This is a genomic window from Pseudomonas sp. BGA-UO-ETr-WB11, assembly GCF_059567785.1.
In genome coordinates, this window is sequence record NZ_JCAQOS010000005.1 from 53,224 (window position 1) to 73,393 (window position 20,170).

Annotated in this window: 17 protein-coding genes and 1 pseudogene; all 18 read right to left on the reverse strand. The window is 58.7% G+C overall.

Going from position 1 to position 20,170, the window contains the following annotated elements; all coding sequences use genetic code 11:
- Window position 1: 1 nt before the first annotated feature.
- The 18 genes and pseudogenes from tagH to tssA all read right to left on the reverse strand — a co-directional run bounded on the left by tagH (window position 2) and on the right by tssA (window position 19,923).
- Window positions 2–1,198, reverse strand: coding sequence for a type VI secretion system-associated FHA domain protein TagH (gene tagH, locus AC56DI_RS05665; RefSeq protein ID WP_496345290.1), 1,197 nt, complete (start codon window positions 1,196–1,198; stop codon window positions 2–4).
- Window positions 1,199–1,217: 19 nt separating this feature from the next.
- On the reverse strand, window positions 1,218–1,346 hold the full coding sequence (locus AC56DI_RS05670) for a type VI secretion protein (protein ID WP_496345291.1): 129 nt from the start codon (window positions 1,344–1,346) through the stop codon (window positions 1,218–1,220).
- Between the two features lie 89 nt (window positions 1,347–1,435).
- Window positions 1,436–2,104, reverse strand: a complete 669-nt coding sequence (locus AC56DI_RS05675) for a hypothetical protein (protein ID WP_496345292.1) — start codon at window positions 2,102–2,104, stop codon at window positions 1,436–1,438.
- Between the two features lie 5 nt (window positions 2,105–2,109).
- Entirely contained in the window at window positions 2,110–2,781 is a 672-nt protein-coding gene (locus AC56DI_RS05680) for a DUF2931 family protein (RefSeq protein ID WP_496345809.1), read from the reverse strand.
- Between the two features lie 2 nt (window positions 2,782–2,783).
- On the reverse strand, window positions 2,784–4,169 hold the full coding sequence (locus AC56DI_RS05685) for a phospholipase effector Tle1 domain-containing protein (protein ID WP_496345810.1): 1,386 nt from the start codon (window positions 4,167–4,169) through the stop codon (window positions 2,784–2,786).
- A gap of 156 nt (window positions 4,170–4,325) precedes the next feature.
- Window positions 4,326–6,338: pseudogene (locus tag AC56DI_RS05690) on the reverse strand (type VI secretion system Vgr family protein); the annotation flags it as partial.
- A gap of 17 nt (window positions 6,339–6,355) precedes the next feature.
- Complete coding sequence (locus AC56DI_RS05695) at window positions 6,356–7,867, reverse strand: sigma-54 interaction domain-containing protein (RefSeq protein WP_496345293.1); 1,512 nt, start codon at window positions 7,865–7,867, stop codon at window positions 6,356–6,358.
- 10 nt (window positions 7,868–7,877) lie between these two features.
- Window positions 7,878–10,481 (reverse strand): type VI secretion system ATPase TssH, encoded by a 2,604-nt coding sequence (tssH, locus tag AC56DI_RS05700; RefSeq protein ID WP_496345294.1) that lies wholly within the window; start codon window positions 10,479–10,481, stop codon window positions 7,878–7,880.
- A gap of 5 nt (window positions 10,482–10,486) precedes the next feature.
- Entirely contained in the window at window positions 10,487–11,494 is a 1,008-nt protein-coding gene (gene tssG, locus AC56DI_RS05705) for a type VI secretion system baseplate subunit TssG (RefSeq protein ID WP_496345295.1), read from the reverse strand.
- Complete coding sequence (gene tssF / locus AC56DI_RS05710; protein ID WP_496345296.1) at window positions 11,458–13,248, reverse strand: type VI secretion system baseplate subunit TssF; 1,791 nt, start codon at window positions 13,246–13,248, stop codon at window positions 11,458–11,460. The genes tssG and tssF overlap by 37 nt, the downstream gene beginning before the upstream one ends.
- A 24-nt stretch (window positions 13,249–13,272) precedes the next feature.
- Window positions 13,273–13,692 (reverse strand): hypothetical protein, encoded by a 420-nt coding sequence (locus tag AC56DI_RS05715; protein ID WP_496345297.1) that lies wholly within the window; start codon window positions 13,690–13,692, stop codon window positions 13,273–13,275.
- Window positions 13,692–14,000 carry a hypothetical protein gene (locus AC56DI_RS05720; protein ID WP_496345298.1) on the reverse strand — a complete coding sequence of 103 codons (309 nt, stop codon included), beginning with the start codon at window positions 13,998–14,000 and terminating at the stop codon, window positions 13,692–13,694. Before AC56DI_RS05720 ends, AC56DI_RS05715 begins: the two co-directional genes overlap by 1 nt.
- A gap of 453 nt (window positions 14,001–14,453) precedes the next feature.
- Complete coding sequence (locus AC56DI_RS05725; RefSeq protein WP_496345299.1) at window positions 14,454–15,365, reverse strand: hypothetical protein; 912 nt, start codon at window positions 15,363–15,365, stop codon at window positions 14,454–14,456.
- A 4-nt stretch (window positions 15,366–15,369) separates the two neighbouring features.
- Window positions 15,370–15,876 (reverse strand): PAAR domain-containing protein, encoded by a 507-nt coding sequence (locus AC56DI_RS05730; protein WP_496345300.1) that lies wholly within the window; start codon window positions 15,874–15,876, stop codon window positions 15,370–15,372.
- Between the two features lie 9 nt (window positions 15,877–15,885).
- On the reverse strand, window positions 15,886–16,293 hold the full coding sequence (tssE, locus tag AC56DI_RS05735; protein ID WP_108489173.1) for a type VI secretion system baseplate subunit TssE: 408 nt from the start codon (window positions 16,291–16,293) through the stop codon (window positions 15,886–15,888).
- Between the two features lie 8 nt (window positions 16,294–16,301).
- Window positions 16,302–17,777 carry a type VI secretion system contractile sheath large subunit gene (gene tssC, locus AC56DI_RS05740; protein WP_496345301.1) on the reverse strand — a complete coding sequence of 492 codons (1,476 nt, stop codon included), beginning with the start codon at window positions 17,775–17,777 and terminating at the stop codon, window positions 16,302–16,304.
- Between the two features lie 25 nt (window positions 17,778–17,802).
- Entirely contained in the window at window positions 17,803–18,309 is a 507-nt protein-coding gene (tssB, locus tag AC56DI_RS05745) for a type VI secretion system contractile sheath small subunit (protein ID WP_496345302.1), read from the reverse strand.
- Between the two features lie 51 nt (window positions 18,310–18,360).
- A complete protein-coding gene (gene tssA, locus AC56DI_RS05750; RefSeq protein ID WP_496345303.1) occupies window positions 18,361–19,923 on the reverse strand; it encodes a type VI secretion system protein TssA in 1,563 nt (520 codons plus the stop codon).
- Window positions 19,924–20,170: the final 247 nt, after the last annotated feature.

A 20,170-nucleotide genomic window follows, 5' to 3' on the forward strand; every position in this document is an offset into this window, starting at 1 on the left:
ATCATCCTTGAAGATCGGTGTTTAGGGTGGCGATCAGGCGAGCCTGTTCTTCGTAGGTATGGGCGAAGTCGCGGGCGAACAGGCGGTCGCTCCAGTCATCGTTCTGCGTAAGGCGCGTGTGCAGGCGACGGTAAGCGCGCCAGCGGCTGCCGGCGGTGGCGATCAGCGGCTTACGACCTTCGCGCTCGAACCGCAGGCTCAGTTGCTCCGGCGACAGTTGCTCGAACATGCCCTTGACCGCTGCGCGGCTGGCAGCGAGCAGCGCCACTTGGTGCGCTTGCAGATCACGGAAGCTGCGGCTGATAGTCTGCTCAGCGCTCAGTTGTCCGGCCTTGCCGCCACGTAGCAGCGTGGTCAAAGCCTCCGCGCTGTCGGCGGTGTGCTTAAGCGGGTTGTTGCCAGCGCTCTGCACGGTGGTTAGAGCCAAACGCAGTTCGTTCTTCAGCTCGCTGCGAGTGTGCAGGGCCTGCTGCAGGCTGCCGATGCTCTGCTTGAGCAGCTTGGCGCTGTGAATGGCCAGGGCTTCGCGGGCATCGTCATCGAGGTCATCGAGTTTGACTCCGAGGGCCTCGCTGAACTTTTCCCAGAAGGTCGGCGGCAGGCGCACCGGCTCCGGCGCACGCTTGGGCTGCGGCTCTGGCGTGGGCATCACCAGCGCAGGTACCAGCAGGTTTTCTTCATCAATCTGCGCGTAGTCGCGTTGCTGCGCCTGCACGCTATGCGGACGCAGAATCGCCGTCAGGTCATCGACCTCGGCATACACGCGCTCCTGTTGGTCGATGGCGGTCAGCGGGTCTAGGTCGAGAAACGCGTCGTCCGGGATGATGCTGCCGGCGGGCTGCGCACGGCCGATGTCGCCGGCGAACAGCGCCGGGTCCTGAATCAGCCGCGCCCGCAGCTCGAAGTCGCCAAAGCAATACACACTGCCATGCTCGATGCGCTGGGCCTCGCCCTTGCGCAGGCTGGCACCGCTGTCTTTCAGCTGGATACCGTTGCTGCTGGTATCGGTCAGGTAGAAGGCGCCATTGCGATAGGTCACCTCGGCATGCCGGCTGGACAGCACACGCTTGCGATCCGGAATCACCCAATCGCATTCTTCCGCCCGCCCAATAATTCCGCCGGCCTGCTTGAAGGTTTTGGTGGTCAATAGCCCCGGCACAAACTGCTGCGCACTGACCACATCGAATACCAGTTCCATGGCTGTTAACTCCTTAAACTCAGTTGCTGCGCTGTACGGCTTGCGGTTCGCCCAGTGGGCGGTATTCCTCATCGTTGAACGTGTAATTGCCGCTGCAGGCGGTGAGGCATAGGGCAAGTAAGGCGGCGGCCCAGTAACGTATAAACATGAGAGTGATTTCCTTCGCTAAAGAAGTAAGTTATTTAGTCAATGGTGACGTCTGTAGTTGATGGTGAGAGTAAGTCTTTACGTTTTGTCTTATTCCGTCTGTCGTGCGGATTGCCATTCCTGCCATTGCCACCATGTTTTCCCGCTGAGCTTCTTTCGCATAAGTGCGTTGAATTCATCGTTCGATACTTTCACTGCGGCCCGTTTCAATAAGGCGCGCCAGGTTGGGTGCCAGAAGTACCACTGATGTGGTGCGTCATAGTCTTGTAACGGGAAAAATACCGATCTCAAGATTTTGTAATCTATTTTATTTTCCTGGTAGAGGCTCAGTGCAACTTCAGCGAAGTCAAAATAATCTGGGCCGCTCAGGGTTTGCATGGAAATTACGGCATATAGCTTTTGATTCTCGTTGAAGCGCTCATCCGCTAATACGCTGATGGCGCTGGCATAGTCGCCGCAGGCAGTAGGAAAGCCTTCGACGCTGGAGAAAAGATGCTCTGGTATATATTCTTTTACGGAATCAAGTGCGTTTATATACTGTGCATTGATTGATGTTTGACTTTTGCAATTTTCCTTTTTCAGGGCATGGCCAAGCACTGCGCCAGTAATTAGCAGTGTCGTAAGAATAAGATATGCCCAGCTCTTTTTTAGCTGCATTGCAATTCCGTATTTGCCGGATTTTGATCTTCTGAGTACGGTGAAGTCATCTTGGCCGTTAATCCCGTGGGGTGTGTTGAGCGTGTGATCTTTGGCTGACATTTCCTTTACCAACGTCCATAAGGAATGCCGAACTGCTCGATATAGGCTTTGGACTCAGGCGTGATGGGGTAGGCATATTGGCCATTGTTGTTCCCCATATCGGGGCCATCTTTGCTGATTTTTGCCTCAAAACGACCGATCTCGACGGGGGCCAGACAAGGGCCTTGCAGCCAGGCTTTGGCGATACCTCCAGGGGCTAGGCCGATGGTGATGTGATCGCGGTAACCAAAGCTGGGTAGATTCTTGCCCCAGTCGCTTTTCCAGGGGCAGGCAGGCTGTTCCTTGGTGACCATCCGTTCACGTACCCACTGAGGAATATTGATCCGCACGTTGTAGGTTTGCGGTTCAACCAAGGATTGCCAGCGCACAAAGACAAACTCAGGCAGGTCGATACCCAGCATGCCTTTGGATTTACCTGTACCCACACGCTCAAGCGATGGCCAGGCAGGGTTACCGGCATTGTTAGCTGGGCTTTTCATGGCTACGGTGCCGCCATGGACGCGTTCGAATACCAGCCCACGCTTATCAATGACATCCACGCTTTCTACCCACACTTCCATATAGTTGGGAGCAAGTAGCCCGATATTCCAGGTTCCATAGGGCAGGTTTGGTTGACCCTGGCCACTGGCGCAACCACTTAGAAAAAACGTAGTCAGCCATAACAGCAGTGCCGGCAGTTTCATTCTGGGTATCCTTTTTGCGGTTTATTGGAGTAGACCGCGCGGCGATTTTCCTGGGGCTTGTTGATCAACAGCCCTTTGCTTGGCGTCCAATGTGCAGAAAGATGGATATAGCGGGCGTGTAGATGGCGTTCCTCTGCAGGAGATAAGCGATCCGTTGTGCCCTGAGACTGGGAAATAATTTTTTCCGCAATAGCCTGCAAGTCGTCAGGAATGGAAACTGTGCTGGTATTGGGGACTGGTTTGAAAGGAACCGCATTCCCAGCAGCCAACTCACGCATAACGCGTAGATAGACCCGCGATAGCTCACCCCGAACTGTACGGGTGATGGCCGCAGCGACCATTGCCCTTTGGGTTTGCGAGTTTTCGTGAGCGCGGCCGGGTACTGCAAAGAACCATTTGGCGGGTTTTATTTCGCCTTCTCCGGGCAGACCGCGCTGCTCCAGCACGCCAATAGCCTCTTGGGTTTCACGCCAGGCCCGACTGCGCTCCAGCGGCTGGGCAGGGGTTACCAAGGTTGAGCGTGGACGGCTGATCAGCAGCTTCTCGGTCATGCTGTTGCGGTAGCCACCGCCGATATCGGAGTGCACCCCAGGCAGGCTGATTTCCTGATGCTGCGGTGCCACGCTGTTCAGCGCAAAGTTCTGGCGCAGTTCATCACGGGCGGCTAGTTGCACAACCTTACGTGCGCAGTCTGCGGGCAGGTATAGGTTTACCCCGGGGTTGTATTCGTTGGCTGGGCTAAGGTCTCCCCGCGCCGGTTTAACAATGGCGGCCACCGTATCGAACAGCCCGATAAAGTTGATGCTGGTGCGTTCTTCCCAGTTGAATCCTGCCGTAACGCCAGGGGTCTGCGGGTTGAGTATGGTTGCTAGCAGTCCGCCGCTAGGCTTGAGCAACTCGTTGGCAAAATGGCGGGCTGCTGCGGCACCACGGCTGAACCCGAAGATGTCGAATTCAATATTGCGAATTTGCAGGTTGGGGTTGTTGCTTACGAGGTCTAGCAGTTTTTGCTGAATTTTTTCTGGGCTTTGTTCTACCCGAGCGACTACGCCTGTATCACCTAGCCCAGTGCCTTGGCTGATCAATGAGTCGGATTCAGCACTACTGGTACCTATACCTTCTAGGTAGATACTCAGATAAGCGGATTTGGCCTCGGCGGGTAAGGCCTCTTCGCTGTCATCCTGATAAAGCTCATAGAGCAACGCTACATTACTGGCCCCGTTGCCGTAGCTGTTATCCGGGATTTTCTCGAATACGCCCGAAGCATTGTTGTCGCGATAACCCTGGGTTGCGCAGTAGCTGATGGTCTCCCGCAATGCAGTTTCATCCAGCAGCTGTAAGTCGTCACGGCGGCACTGCTCGGTGACGGCGGAGTTCGCCATGTTATTGCCGGTACCGTCAAAGAACACGCCGATACGCAGGGTGATACCTACAGGCGTTTCTTCTTCGAGTTCCTCCTCTTCTTCCTCTTCCTCCAGCTCGTCCGCCAACTTAAGCGACGCTGGTATTGGTACCGGAGTGTTGGCGGCTGGCCCCTTGAGCAGATTGCCTGCCAGAGCCACGGCTGCGGCGGCAGGAATCACCGGCAACAGAATGCCAATCCCGCTGCCCACACCCGGTGCGCCGCCCGAATTGATCTTGATCGTCGCGCCGCTGAGCGTGACGCCACCCGGATCGAGTTTGAGGAAGCTGCCGCCGCCGCTGGCGGTAAGTTCCATGCCAGCGTCGATCACTACTTTGTTACCGGCGTAGTAGTGGATTTCGTTGCCGGCTTCGACGAACTGGCCGACGCCGACTTTCACATGCTGTTTCTGCCCGATGGTGAGGTGGTCGTTGCTGCGGGTTTCCACCTTGCGGTCGGCGTGGGTGGTGCGGTGTTCTTCGGCGAGAAACTGGCTGTAGCTGTTGGCTTCAACCGTGTCGTGGCGTTCGTTGCCGATGCGGATTTTCTGGTCGTGTTCGATGTTCTCGTCCCAGTCGCGCTGGGCGTGCAGGTAGATCTGTTCGACGCCTTTTTTGTCTTCGATGCGCAGCTCGTTGTAGCCGCCACCGCCTGGGCTGCTCAGGGTTTTGAATAGGCTACGGGTTTTGTTCGCAGGCAGTGCGTAGGGCGCGACGTGGGCGGCGTGGTACAGGCAGCCGGTGATCAGGGGCTGATCGGGGTCGCCTTCGAGGAAGGTCACCAGTACTTCCATGCCGATGCGTGGGATGGCGATTGCGCCGTAGCCATCACCGGCCCAGCTGGAGGCCGCGCGCAGCCAGCAGCTGGTTTTGTCGTCGGCTTGACCTTCGCGGTCCCAATGGAATTGCACGTTGACGCGGCCGTACTGGTCGCAGTGGATCTCTTCACCCGCAGGCCCGGTGACCACGGCGGTCTGGCTGCCGAGTACCTTGGGTTTCGGGTGCTTCAGCGGTGGGCGATGCAGCACATCCCAGGGCGTGGCGCTGAAGCGGTTGCGGTAACCCTGGGTGAAGTTTGCGTCGCCTGTTTCCCCGTCTCCCCAGCCCTCTCCCCGGAGGGGCGAGGGGGCTGTTCTGTGGTGGTTTGAAAAATCGGTGACGGACTCTTCCAGCACTTGCGGCTGTTTGCCTTCGTGGCTGATTTCCGTCAGCAGCCAGAGCTGGTTCCAGCCGCTACGCGGATGCTTGCTGAGCTTGAGGAAGTGGCCGCTGACCAGCAGTGGCTGGTCGCTTTCACCCGTGGCCAGTTCATAGTCGCTGCGGTGGCGTTCCAGGTTGCGTTTGGCCAGGTGTTTACCGCGCTCGCGTTCGACAAAACGACCGGGGTAGTCGTAGTCCTCGAGGTCGGGCTGGAACTCGCTGTTGAAGGCGGCTTCCATCAGCAATTTGGGTTTTTCGAAGTTGTAGTCGCGGCGGGTGACGCGGCTGGTGCGGGTTTCCAGACGTAGGGCGAAGCGCTTGACCACCGGGTCGTCGGCAACCAGGCCGCTGTCTTGCTGATAGGCCGTTGGCGCGAGTTTCGGGAACACCGTCTGGTCGTCACCGAAGACCAGCACATGGCCTTGTTCGCTGTGCTGGAAGTGATAGTGAATGCCTTCTTCTTCGCACAGGCGCTGGATAAAGTGCAGGTCGCTTTCGTCGTACTGCACGCAGTATTCGCGCTCCGGGTAGACGCTGGGGCCGAACTGGAATTTATAGGCATCGCTCTGGATGCCGTGCTCTTCAAGCACCTGACTGATGATTTTTTCCACGCTCAGGTGCTGGAAGATCCGCTGATTGATGCGGTGCGCCAGATAGGCCAGCTGCGGGCGCAGGGTGACGTGGTAGCGTGTCAGGCGCTGCCCTGAATCGCCCTGAGCGATGCGGTAGATCAGCCCGTGAATGCCGGTGCCGCTGGGGCTAAGGGCGAGGAAGGCTGGCTGGTGCAGCAGGCTTTCCAGATCGAGATCGCGGCGCTCGCTGATCAGTTCCAACTCGAACACGAACGGCTGGCTGATGGCTTCACGACCGGTAAATTCGAGCACCTGCAGATCGTGACTGGCACCTTCGATGCTCAGGCTGAAATGGGTCTGATTGGCGGCGTTGAACATGCTCTTCTCCTTAAGCCTTACACGTCAGCGGGGCTGATATTCAGCCGCTGCATGCGGTACAGCAGGGTGCGGCGCGGCAGGCCCAGCTCGCAGGCTGCGCTGGTCTGGTTGCCGCGGTTCTTGCGCAGACAGTCGAGCAGCAGGCTGCGTTCGACGCGCTCCATGCGTTCACGCAGGTGCATGCTGTGGTCATTGGTGTTGCTGTCCTGACGCAGGTCGAAGTGTTCTGGTAGCAGTTCACCGCCTTCACACAGCAGCACGGCGCGTTCGACTAGGCCCTTGAGTTCACGCACATTACCGGGGAAGGGGTAGCGGGCCAGATGGTCGAGGGTGCTGTCGGCCCAACGGCATTGATTGCGCTGCAGCAGTGAGCTGGCTTTGTCAGCGAAGTAGCGCGCGAGGGTGAGGATGTCCTGATCGCGTTCGCGCAGGGCCGGCAGTTCGATGGGGAATTGCGCCAGGCGATAGAACAGGTCTTCGCGGAAACGGCCTTCTTCCACCCGATTGCGCAGGTTGTGGTGGGTGGCGGCGACGATGCGTACGTCAACCTTGTGCGTGGCGGTCGAACCCAGCGGTCGCACTTCCCCTTCTTGCAATACGCGTAGCAGCTTGGCTTGCAGGCTTAGGGGCATATCACCGATTTCATCAAGAAACAGGGTGCCGCCGTCGGCGGCGTCAAACAGGCCCTGATGGTCGCGGTCGGCACCGCTGAATGCGCCTTTGCGGTAACCGAATAGCTCGCTTTCCAGCAGGCTTTCCGGCAGCGACGTGCAGTTCTGCGCGATGAAGGCTTTGCTCCGGCGGAAGCCGCAATCGTGGATGGCGCGCGCTGCCAATTCCTTGCCGGTGCCGGTTTCGCCGGTCAGCATCACGCAGACCGGGTTGTGCAGCACTTTACTGATCAGCTGGTAGACGCCGCGCATCGCTGGGCTGTCGCCAATCAGGCCGTAGCCGCTGGCGCACGGTGGCGTAATGCTGCTGGGCGCTTGCTCCGGGTGCGTCGAGCGCAGGCGCTGCAGCAGGCGCATTTGGGCAATAACAAAATCGCCCAGATGCGCCAGCGAGCCGGCGAAGGCTTGTAGCTCTCGCGAGCGCAGGTTGGCGATCAGCAGCAGCCCGCAAACGCCTTTCTGCTCATCGAGTAACGGTTGGCACAGCAGGCTGCGCCAGGGCTGTTTCGCCTCGGGGAGGAAGCCGGTCTGGTGCAGGTTGCCGTCCAGTTCGTTGAAGCTGAGCGTCTGGTTCTGGCACAGGCAGTACTGCAGCAGTTGTTCGCCATCGTAGTCGCTCGGGAGGCTGGCGACCTCGCGCGGTTGTAGCAGTCCATCCTGCCACTCGGCACTGAGCATCAGGCGTGTGTGGGTGTTGTCCAGCAGGTACAGTTGGCTCAGTTCACAGCCCGATAGTTGTGCGGCGCTTTCCACCAGGCCGCCGAGCAGGGCGTCACTGTTGGCTGCGCGTGCCAGCGTAGCGAAACGATGTAACAGCGCTTCGGCATAGCGCAGTGGCTGCGGCACCTGGCTGAACATTAATGACACATTAAGCGAACTCACAGACCACCCCACCTTCACTGTCCAGGGTGGCGTGCACGCGGTGCAGGCTTTCACCGCTGGCCATGGCGTCGAGCAGACGGTCGACCACCAGCGGTTGCAGGTGCTGGTCGATCAGGTGATCGATCAGACGCGCGCCGCTGTCGCTGTGGCTGCAACGCTCGGCGAGGTTCTCCAGCAGCGCCGGGCAATGGCTGAACTGCAGCTGACGACGCTGCAGGCGCTCGGCGAAACGAGCGAGTTTGAGGCCGACCAGTTCGTTGAGCACGTCGCCACTGATCGGGTAGTACGGCACCACGCGCATGCGGCCGAGCAGCGCCGGCTTGAAGTGCTGAGTCAGGCTCGGGCGAATCGCCTGTTCCAGGTCTTCGGCATCCGGACGCTGGCCGCCCTGGCAAAGGCTGGCGATGCGCTCGCTGGCGAGGTTGCTGGTCATCAGAATCAGGCAGTTGCGGAAGTTGATCTCGCGACCTTCGCCATCGTTGGCCACGCCCTTGTCGAAGATCTGATAGAAAACGTTCATCACGTCTGGGTCGGCCTTTTCCACTTCATCGAGCAGCACCACCGAGTAGGGCTTCTGCCGCACGGCTTCGGTGAGCATGCCGCCTTCGCCATAGCCGACATAGCCGGGCGGCGCGCCGATCAGCCGGGAAACGGTGTGCTTCTCCTGGAATTCGGACATGTTGATGGTGGTGAGGAAGCGCTCGCCGCCGTAGAGCAGATCCGCCAGGGCCAGCGCGGTTTCGGTTTTGCCGACGCCGCTGGGGCCGACCAGCAGGAACACCCCGACCGGCGCGTCGCTGCGATTAAGACCGGCGGCGGTGGCGCGCATGGCGCGGTCCAGCGCCGCGATGGCTTGCGCCTGACCGCGTACACGCTGACCGAGGTCGCGGGCGAAGGTCAGCACCTTGCTGTTGTGCTCGCGGGCCAGCTGGCTCAGCGGTACGCCGGTCCAGTGGCTGATCACTTCGGCCACTAAGCGCGGGCAGACTTCGAAGCTGACCAAGCGCTCATTCACCTGAGCGCTGGACAGCTCGGCTTGCACGGCGCGCAGTTCGTCTTCCAGCTGCTCCAGTTCAGCCGCGCGGGTACTTTCAGCGCCGCTGTCAGTCTGGCGCAGAATGGCGCATTGCTTGCGCAGTTCCAGCAAGCGCTCGGCCAGCTCGCGCTGCACTGCCCAACGGGTTTCGATCTGCTCCAACTCGGCGCGGGCCTGGCTTAGGCGTGCTTCGAGTTGTTCGAGGCTTTCGCTGTCGATGTTCAGGCCGGCTTCCATATCCCGGCCCATGGCCTCGCTCTGCCGTTCGCCTTCGGCGATCTCGCCGCGCAAGCGTTCCAGCGCTTCCGGGGCGGCGGCCAGGCTGATGCGCACGCGGGCACAGGCGGTGTCGAGTACATCGACGGCTTTGTCCGGCAGCTGGCGGCCAGCCAGGTAGCGCGCGGACAGCTCAGCAGCAGCAACCACGGCGTCATCACGCAGGTAGATACCGTGGCTTTTCTCGTAAACAGGCGCCAGGCCACGGAGGATGGTCACGGCTTCAGCGACGGTCGGCTCATGCAGTTGCACCAGCTGGAAGCGGCGGGCCAGGGCCGGGTCTTTCTCGAAGTACTTCTTGTATTCGCTCCAGGTGGTGGCGGCGATGGTGCGCAGCTCTCCACGCGCCAGGGCGGGCTTGAGCAGGTTGGCCGCGTCACCGCTGCCAACCTGGCCGCCGGCGCCGATCAGGGTGTGGGCCTCGTCGATAAACAGAATGATTGGCTTGGGTGAGGCTTTGACTTCATCGATAACGCCTTGCAGGCGGCGTTCGAATTCGCCTTTGACGCTGGCGCCGGCTTGCAGCAGGCCGAGGTCCAGGCACAGCAGTTCGACACCCTTGAGCGCGGCGGGTACTTCACCGGCAGCGATGCGCAGGGCCAGGCCTTCGACGATGGCGGTCTTGCCGACACCGGCTTCGCCAACCACGATCGGGTTGCTTTTACGGCGGCGGGCGAGGATGTCGATCATCTGGCGGATCGCGCCATCGCGGCACAGCACGGGGTCGAGATTGCCGTCACGGGCCTGCTGGGTGAAGTTGTGGGTGAAGCGCAACAGGTTCGACTCACCACGGGCTGCCGGTTTGCCTGCGCCTGCTTGCGACTGTTGGGCCAAGGCGAATTCGCGCAGGCGCTCGGCATTCAGCTTGGCCAGCAGTGGCTGATAGTGACTGCCGGCGTAACGCATCGGGTTGCGCAACAGGGCGAGGATCAGCGCGGCTTCATCGACCTGGCTCTGGCCGAGTTCCAGGCTGGCGACCAGTAGGGCGTCCTGCAGCCATTGCACCAGTTCAGTGGCAAACACTGGATTGCGCGATTCGCTGTGTTCGCCACGCGGTTGCAGCGCGCGGGCCAGCTCGCCGGTTTCTACGTCGGCATCCTGCAGGGCGCGTGGCAGCAAGCCTTCGGGGCGCTCAAGCAGGCCGAGCAACAGGTCTTCCACCAGAATCTTACTGCCGCCCCGAATTACGCAGCGCTCAGCGGCACACTCCAGGTCATGTTTGCTGGCTGCGTCGAGGGCTTGAACCAGTTGCTGCAAGTCGACGTTGATCATCTTCATCTTCCTTAATGAATTTTGCTGCCGAGGGTGACCACACCGTCCGCGTTGTCACGCCCCAGCCATGTGGTCCAGCCCAACAGGCAGGGGTTGTCCGCGCCGAGGCGCAATTCGCGTATTTCGTCCTGGCGCAGTTCCAGGCGTATGTCGTAATCCAGTGGGTCGCGCAGGGTGAAACGCACCAGCGCGCAGAGCGGTTGGTAACCGTTGCCGATGGGTAGAAATTCATGAAAGCGGCTCCAGTCCAGCTGGCGTACATGGATGCGGAACTTGCCGCCGCGATCGCGCACGAGCTCGCCAAGCACCAGGCTCTCGCCCAGTTGGCTGTTGGCTAGGCCGAGGCGATTGTGTTGCTCGCTGAGGATTTCTACCTGACGTTCCAGGCACTGCTCGATATGCAGGTCGGCGTGCTTGAAGTAGTAGCGCAGCACTGACTCGATGAGCGCTGCCGAGTGGGCGCGCAGGCTGAGCAGGCCGAGGTAAGGCAGCAGGCGTTTCCAGTTCAGCTCGGAAGCGTTGCGAATGGTTTCGCCGCCCAGGCCGATCAGGGCAAACAGGTGGGCGGAGAACGGGTCGACTGCGCCGCTCTGGAAACGCGTGTGGTAGCGGTATTTCTGCCAGGTCGGCAGCAGCAGACGCTGCAGGCGGTTGTTGAACAGGTCAAGGAAGTCGCGGGTCGGGTTACCGTCTTCACTGTCGCCCAGCGCTTGCTCACCGTAGAACGCCGGCAGCGGCGAGCCGGCACCAAACAGGCTGACCAAGTTGATACGCATGCGGGCGCGCAGTTCGCCGTGCTCTTCGAAAAAGTGCACGCGATCAATATCGCTGCCGGGGAACCCCATGCTCGGGTTGGCCTGCAGTTCCAGCCGCTGATACAGCGCCTCCTCATCCAGCTCCGGATGGGCGGCGTGCAAGCGTTCCAGCACCAGCTGCACACCTTGAAACAGGCTGTACTCGCGGATGCCCCGGCTAAGCCGGTTTAGAGCAGGGGCTGTAGCCCCATGCGCGGCGTCCATTGGTACACCTCTCCCTGTGTGCTCTGTACGCGCAGCTCGTGGTACGAGTTCAAGCTGGCGTACAGGGCGAAAAATTCATTGAGTACGGTGGCGAAGAGGAACAGGTCACCCTCGCCGACATAGCCCTCGGGGTTGATCGTCAATTGCGTGCGTACACCACGCACGGGCAGGCCACGGTGCAGGCGGTCGACGTGCTGGTGGCTGATGCTTTTCAGACCGTCGAGCAGGCGCTTGCTGACCTTCTCCGCGTGCTGGTCGTAGTAGCGCGGCAGGTCGTAGGTTTCGAGGATCACCTTGAGCGCGTCGATGTTGGCCAGCGACAGGTAGTTCAGCGACATATTGCTGATCAGCTTCCAGAGAAAGTCGCGGTGCAGCGGCGGCGCGTAGCTCGGCGTTACGGCGCTGATATTGCGAAACGTGAGGAACTCCGGGGTGTCCTCGCAGGGCATGCAGATATCACCGAGGCCCAGCTGGCGTGGCAGGTTCTGGTTGGTGCAGGTCAGCTCGATGGACAGCGTTTCGTGCTGATCAAGGTTGCGCAGGCCGAAGCTCAGGTAGGTTTCCAGGCCGTCGCCGAGCAGCGAAGGTTGCTGGCGCACGCTGTAGTGCGGGCGCGCCAGAGGCACATCGAAGCTGGCGTCATGCTCGAAGGATTCGAACGGCACGTACTCTTCATAGCCCTTGCCGCCGGGCTTCCAGCCGGTGACGCGATCCACCGAGAACACCCCGCAATGCTCGGAGTCGAGTTCCGAAGGCAGCAGCAGGTACTGGTCCTGCTTGCCGTCCAGGCGAATCGGGATGGCGTCGTGGGCGAACAGGTTGACCACCGGCGTGCAGTACAGGCGCACGCTATCCAGGGTCGGGCGGATGCGTTGCACGCCAGCCTTGTGGATATCGAAACGCAGCTCGATGCCGCGCGCCTGCTTGAGCACGTCTTCGGGCACGCGCTTGAGTGCATCGAGGCCTAGCAGGTCGACAAACAGGAACTTGTCCTGAAAGGCGAAGTATTCCTGCAGATAGCGGTAACCACGGAAGGTGTTCAGCGGGTAGGGGATCAGCGCCTGATCTTCGGCAAAACCCACCGGCTGAACATTACTGGCGGGCAGTTGCAGCTGCGCCAATGGACGCTCATCGGCCCCCTGCAACGGCTTGCCGGCCGCATTCAGCAGCACCAGCTGCACGCCGCCGAGGTGGCGCAACAGACTCAGGTACAGCAACTGGCTGATATAGCGCTCACCGGAAAGGTGCAGACGCAACTGCTTGAGGTCGAGATCACCCAGATGACCATCGGCACTCATCGCCAGACGCAGGCTGAGCAGCGCACCGTCACCCTTGACCGAGTAATCCAGGCCATTCAGCGCCAGCGGCAGCACCTCGGTGGCAAAGGCGGTGCGGAAACGGCAGGTCACGCCTTGAATCGGTTTGGATTCCACCGGCGTATGCCGTGGCACCAGCAAAGCACCGCCCGGACGCTTGAGCGGGTCGAACTGCAGCATGCTGAACGCTGGCAGCGGGCGCATATAGTTCGGCCACAGCAGGTGCATCAGCGAATGGGTCAGCTCCGGCAGCTCATCGTCGAGCTTCTGCCGCAGCCGCCCGGTAAGAAAGGCGAAACCTTCCAGCAGCCGCTCGACATCCGGGTCGCGCCCGCTCTGCCCAAGAAACGGCGCCAACGCCGGGCTGCGCTCGGCAAAGCGCTTGCCGAGTTGGCGCAGGGCGGTGAGTTCGCTCTGGTAGTAGTGGTTAAAAGACATTAGTTAGCTTTCTCCGTGGCTGATTCATTTGCTTTCCACGGCCTTATTGCTGCGAGCTTTCACGGTCCGAACCATTTTTTCGGCGAGCACTATGGCGAGCATGCTCAAGGTGCCTGTCAGAAAGAGATAGAAAAGAGCTCTGAGTGGGTGTGCGGGCAGCAGAAAGAGTGCATAAGAAACTGCTGCAGTTACAGCAATAAAAAATTTCAGATTTCTCCATGGAGCTAGCGCTACCGCAAAGTTAATCGTGATAAATACTAAGAGTGCGACTCTAGTTATCATGCCAGGCATATATCCTCGCGAACCTGGGCTACCAACGAACTGCTTGTAAAGCATCAGGCCTAAATCATTAGCTACTACAAAAGCGACGCAAAATATACCGTGCACAACAAGGTTAAGACCTGTTGTGGTTGATGGTTTTCTGGTTGAGGTATTTGGGAACATCATCCGCACTCCGGCAAAGACCAGCCGCCATACCCATTAGATGTCGAGTAAAAAACATGCTTACTTGTCCAGAACGCACCTTCGATGTCTGGGTTGTCGCGCTGCCAAAGTAACCACTCCGTACTTTCTATTTCGTTACCGCCCTTGCTATAGACACGGTAAAAGCCGTTGCCGGAAAACAAGGCGAAATTTTTACCTACTGCACCTAGGGCTTTGTAGTTAGGTATGTAAGTGTCGATATAGCAGGCACCTGATTCACTCCATACACGGTAATATGCCTTGGTGCTGCGGCCGGTCTCAACTTTCACATACAGAAAGGTGCCCGTTAGCAGTAGCAGTAAGCACACAGTGTAAATAATACGGGGCAGGCCACGATTTGCGTTACCCGAGGAATCGAAAGTGGGGGGCGGGGTATGTCCCAAAATATTATGTTCCCAGGTATTAAAAAATTTCACTGAATATCCAGTTGTTGAACCTATACAGAGCTAATAGGTTTATTGTTGAAAAAAATAATAGATTTAAAATATTTTTCTTTGTCTTTCTTTTTATTAGAGCGGCGAGGTCAGCGCTGAATAGGATCGTACTGGCGATCATGAGCGGGATGTAAGCGGCCGTGCTAAAAGAAAATAACCAATAAAGAAGGTTGCCTTGGAGGCGGTAGTCAAGGCCGCCAATGTCGACAGACCAATTACTGCCAGGTTCGTTAAAAGTTACAATCAACATAAGTATTGAAATAACTGCCATCGGATAGCGAGGCATGTTTATCTAAGCCCCGCTTTGTAAAGGTTCTTAGCTAATTCTTGCCGTCTATTTCGTGCTTCTTGGTTGTCCGCGGAGTAATAGAAGTGGCCTTCTTTGCCGCCAGCAAACATTTGCTTTTTTAACGTTGGGATAGAATCGACGATTTCTTTATCTGTCATGCCCGCGTAAATTGGATCGCCTTGACTCACCAAGTCTATGATTTGGCAGTTGAGAATTTTTGGGTGGTTAGCTACTGCATTTTTTAGGCTGGTATTGATAGGAGCTCCGATCAGTACTAAGTTGTTGACGGTTATTCCTTTGCGTGCATGGAATATTGCTGTTCGTGCCGCTATCACGCCCCCCCATGAGTAGCCGATAATATTGAACTGACCAATCTTGGGAAGTGGCTTGCCAACACCAATATTGGCGAGGGAGAAGTCAGATTCTTTTACAGCGCTTAGGTCTCGGCTGATTTTAATAGCCTGTATGTCACTTGCCGGTATGCACTCAAATTTATCGTACTGTCTAATAGTTATTAGCCCAAAGAGGTATTTTTTTTCTATGTACTCATTGCCATATGTACATTTTTGTAGCTCGCCATACTCGAACACAACCGAGTCATTTTCATCTTGGTTGTAAAGTACGACTGCAGAAGCATCACCGAGCATATCGACAAAGGACGGGACATAACTGTCTAAGCCCGTGTAAAGGGATGAGTAATTACCGAAAACAGGATTAGCTATTCCAGCTTCTTTCAGTGCGGCGACCATGTCCTCATTGTAAGAGCCGACCATGCCAGCACCGCCCAGAAAAACAGTTAGGCCCTGATCGAACATCACTGATTTCGGCGTTCTATCCGCTGTAGGCGTACTTTGCTTGGTAGCAATTTTCTTGTAGGTGCCGGACGGCGTGTTGATCACATCCTGTGCCATGCTCTCAATCTCCCGAGGCTACATAAATGTCGACTTTCTCGGCTTTTACGTGTCCTGCTATTCGGTGTGTAAGTCCTTGAGCATCTGTGACGCCTGTTTCCTGCTTGCCGCTTTTTCGCACAAGTAAATATCGCTGGTTAGCGATAGGCCTACCTTGGGTATCCTTAAGCACGAACTGCTCATCGAATCCTGGAAATATCACCGGTGCTGGCGCCGTAAACGCCGCCCCACCCCCACTAGCCCCAATCAACACCGTCCCCGATCCCCCCACAACCACATTGCTATGACTGCCCACGGTGCCAATGGTGGTCGCCGGCTTGCCGTTGATCAGCACGGTGGGAATGACCGCGCTGGCCAGGGCGCTGCCGCAGCCGGTGGGGTCGCCCATGCGGGCGGCGGGCAGGCTGTCGAACAGCACGTCGGGAGAGCCGGCGACAATCGGATTGCTGCCGTGGCCGGGAATCGGGCAGACAGTGGGGTCGCTGACGCGGGCGGCGGGTTTACCGGACATGGGCTCTCCTTAGTTGACCTTGACCTGTCCGCTGCCGTCCAGGCGCGCGGAGAAACTGACTTGGCGTTTAAGGCCGTCCACTTCCAGCAGGCCTTCGATGGCAAAGGCCAGGCTCAGCGGGTTGTTGTCGCGGGGCAGGGAAATCACCCGCACGTCGCTTAAACGCGGTTCGTACGCTTCGATAAAGCGTTCGATGGCGATACGCGCCTGCTGCAGCGAATCGTGCAGCGACAGACGCATATCGTTGAGATCGGGCAACCCGTAGTCGGGCAGCGTTTGCACGCTGCCCGCCCGGGTGCTGAGCATTTTCGCCAGGTGGGTAGCCACCGACGCCATGGCGGCAACCTCGCGGCTCCAGCCAGCACGCTGGCTGGCTTCACCGCCGAGGCGTTCGAACAGGCTTCCGTACCCGGCCATGAGGATGCTTATTCCTTGTCCAGCTTGCCGACGAGCGACAGGGTGAAATCGGCACCCATGTACTTGAAGTGCGGACGCACGTTGAGGCTGACGCGGTACCAGCCCGGCTCACCATCAACATCACTGACGATCACCTGAGCGGCGCGCAGCGGACGACGGCTACGCACTTCGGAGCTCGGGTTTTCCTGGTCGGCCACGAACTGGCGGATCCACTTGTTGAGTTCAAGCTCCAGGTCGGTGCGCTCTTTCCAGGCGCCGATCTGCTCGCGCTGCAGCACTTTCAGGTAGTGGGCCAGGCGGTTGATGATGAACATGTACGGCAGCTGAGTGCCGAGCTTGTAGTTCAGTTCAGCGGTCTTGCCTTCTTCGCTGATGCCGAAGAACTTCGGCTTCTGCGCCGAGTTGGCGGAGAAGAATGCGGCGTTGTCGCTGCCTTTGCGCATGGTCAGAGCGATAAAGCCTTCTTCGGCCAGTTCGTATTCACGACGGTCGGAGACCAGCACTTCGGTCGGGATCTTGGTTTCGATTTCGCCCATGCTTTCGAAGTGGTGCAGCGGCAGGTCTTCCACCGCGCCACCGCTCTGCGGGCCGATGATGTTCGGGCACCAGCGGAACTTGGCGAAACTGTCGGTCAGCTTGGAGGCGAAGGTGTAGGCGGTGTTGCCCCACAGGTAATGCTCGTGGCCGTTGGCGACGTTCTCTTTGTAGACGAAGGTCTTCACCGGGTTGTCTTCCGGATCGTAGGGGTTGCGCAGCAGGAAGCGCGGTACGGTGAGGCCGACGTAGCGGGCATCTTCCTGCTCGCGGAAGCTCTGCCATTTGGCGAATTGCGGGCCTTCGAAGTGATCCTTCAGGTCCTTCAGGTCCGGCAGACCAGTGAAGCTTTCCAGGCCGAAGAATTTCGGACCCGCCGCGGCGATAAACGGCGCGTGGGACATGCTGGCGACGCTGGCGACGTATTGCAGGGTCTTGACGTCCGGAGCGCTCGGGTCGAAGAAGTAGTTGGCGATCAGCGCGCCGACCGGCTGGCCACCGAACTGGCCGTATTCGGCGGTGTAGATGTGCTTGTACAGGCCGGACTGGGTGATTTCCGGGCTGTCTTCGAAGTCATCGAGCAGATCCTGCTTGGAGGCGTTGATGATCTCCAGCTTGATGTTTTCGCGGAAGTTGGTGCGATCCACCAGGAGCTTGAGGCCGCGCCAGGAGGATTCCAGCGCCTGGAATTCGGCGTTGTGGAGGATTTCGTCCATCTGCCGGCTGAGCTTGGCGTCGATCTCCGCGATCATGCGGTCGACCATGGCCTTTTTCACGGGCTCGTTTTGGTTCTGCGGCTTCAGCAATTCTTCGATAAAGGCCGATACACCGCGCTTGGCGATGTCATAGGCTTCGTCGTCCGGCGTCAGTTTGGTCTCGGCAATGATGCGGTCGAGAATGCCGAGTTCGGCGGCGCTGCGGCCGCTTTCCACTGCTGCACTAGTGCTCATGAATTAGCTTCCTTGTTAATTGAGATCAGGAGTCCAGCTTGGCTTGGGCCGCCAGGCCGAGTTCGCCGAGCACGCGATCACGCGAGTCGTCGTCCGCCAGCACGCTTTCGATGGCCTTGCGAAAGGCCGGGGCGTTGCCCAGTGGGCCTTTCAGAGCAACCAGGGCGTCGCGCAGCTCCATCAGCTTTTTCAGCTCAGGGACCTGATCGACGACATTGGCCGGGTTGAAGTCCTTCATCGAGTTGATGCGTAGCTGTACGGCCATGTCGTCGCCTTCGGCGTCGTCTTGTAGGCGATTTGGTACGGCAAACGTCAGGTTGAGCTCCTGCTTGGCCAGCACCTCGTCGAAGCTGTTTTTGTCGATGCTGATTGGCTTGCGGTCTTCGATCTTGCGATCGTCGGCGCGCTGGGTGAAGTCACCCAGAACCATCAGTTTTAGGGGCAGCTCGATCTCTTCTTGGGCACCGCCGGTAGCGGGTTTGAACGTGACGTTGATGCGTTCTTTGGGGGCTACCGAGCCTTCTTTGGCCATGGTCATTCTCCTTTATGGTTATGGCCCGAGGGCCTTTGGACGCGTTCGCGCCTACTCCAGCACCACTTCAAGATCGAGGTGGCACAACCTGCGGTAGATCTCTTCCTTGCTTTCACGCACGGCGTGGTTCTGCGGCAGCAGCTCACAGCAGCTGTGCAGCATGCGCAGTACGTCCAGGGCGAGATCGGGTTCCCAGTCGCCGAGGCCGGTGGCCTGTAGCGCCTGGTCAAGCGATTCGAGTTGAGTCTTGGCCAGTTCGTATTTCTTTGCGCTGTAACACAGGCGCGCCAGGGTCAGTTGCCAGAAGAAGCGTTCGCGCCCGCCGCGTGCCTTGGCCAGGCCGAGCTTGAGTTGCTGCACGGCGGATTTCAGGCCGTCCTTGCGCAGCTTAGGCAACACTTCCTGCAGGGCGATCTCCCAGGCCGGCAGGCTGTTGCCGTCGTTGGCTATGGGGGCGTTTTCGCTGACCGGAGCCTGCACATGCGGCATCACGTGAGAGCTGAGCCAGGCGCGGGTTTGCGCATCGGCAAAGGCGCTGCCGTCGTGGAAACGCAGTTCTTCCAGGCCGCACATGCGCTGCATAAACAGCGCAAGCTGGATTTCCACTTCACGCATCGCCTGCTCGGCGTCCAACTCATGCAAGCACTGCCAGACCAGATGCTGGCCGTCGAGCCAGAAGGGCGCGCGGGCGATGCTCGCCTCTAGGTCAACGAGCAGATCGGCGTACTGAGCGTTCTGGTAACGCTCCTGATAGCCGGTCAGCTTGTCGGTTGGCAGGCCGCGCAGGGCGGTAATCTGTTCGCTGTTGCGTTCTGGCAGGCTGTCGATGGGCAGCCAGAGCAGGGTGCGGGCTAAGCGCAGGGCGCGCAGGTCACTGGCTTTTTGTTTCAGCCAGTAGGCGCACAGCGGGCGGGCATGGTCCTGCAGGCTGCGCAGGCTTTTGTGTGCTTCTTTTTCACTTTCTACCGGTGCGCCGGGGGTTAGCATCTGGCTGGCGGCCTGCTTGACCTGGGCAATTGCTGCACCGACGGAACCTGGCTCCGGCTGACCCTGGCTGGCGCGCTTGACCAGCTCATCCAGGCGTCGGCATAGCGGCAATAGCAGTGGCGCATCTTCACCCAGATGTTCGGCCAGACAGGCTTCCAGGGTGCGTAGTTGGTCAGCCAGGCTGCGAAACAGCGCCAGTTGCTCGCCAATCGGTACGTGCTCGGCCAGCGCCTGTTCCAGGCGCGGGATCAGCCAGCTGATGGCAGCGGCACGGGTACGAGCCTTGCGTGGGTGCAGCTCGCTCCAATGGTTCAGACACAGGTAGTGCAACAGGCTGAAACCGGCCTGCAGGCCGGGGAAGGATTCGCGCTGGTAAAGGCCCCAGATCAGCCAGGCGGCTACACGCAAATCCTTGGAGTGGGTGCTGAGCAGTATCTCGCTGTTTTCGCGGACTTTTTGCCAGTCAATTGCTGTGGTTTCATGCAGCGCCGCGGCCTTACTTAGCTCGTTTTCGAGAACTTCGTATTCGCTGGAATAACGCACATCATTACCGGCAAAGTTCCCTTCGTTAATAGGGAGTTTTGCCAGCTCTAAATAGCGAGTGGTGAGCTTGTTTGAATAGGTCATTCCATGACTCTATTGTCGTTGTGTGCAATTTCCACACGCCGAAGGTTGTGTTTTTGACAGCGGTCGAGCAATAAGTTGCGCAATTTTCTGCGCAGCTTGTTACGTGAAGAGTTGTGCAATAAGTTGCGCACTCAACTGCGCATAAATGTGTGCATATCCTTATGAGGTGGGCATCCTAGCCCGGCATGGCGTGTCGGGCAACTAGGAATTTTCTGAAAAAATCCTTTCTCGAAAAATGCATCGAAAT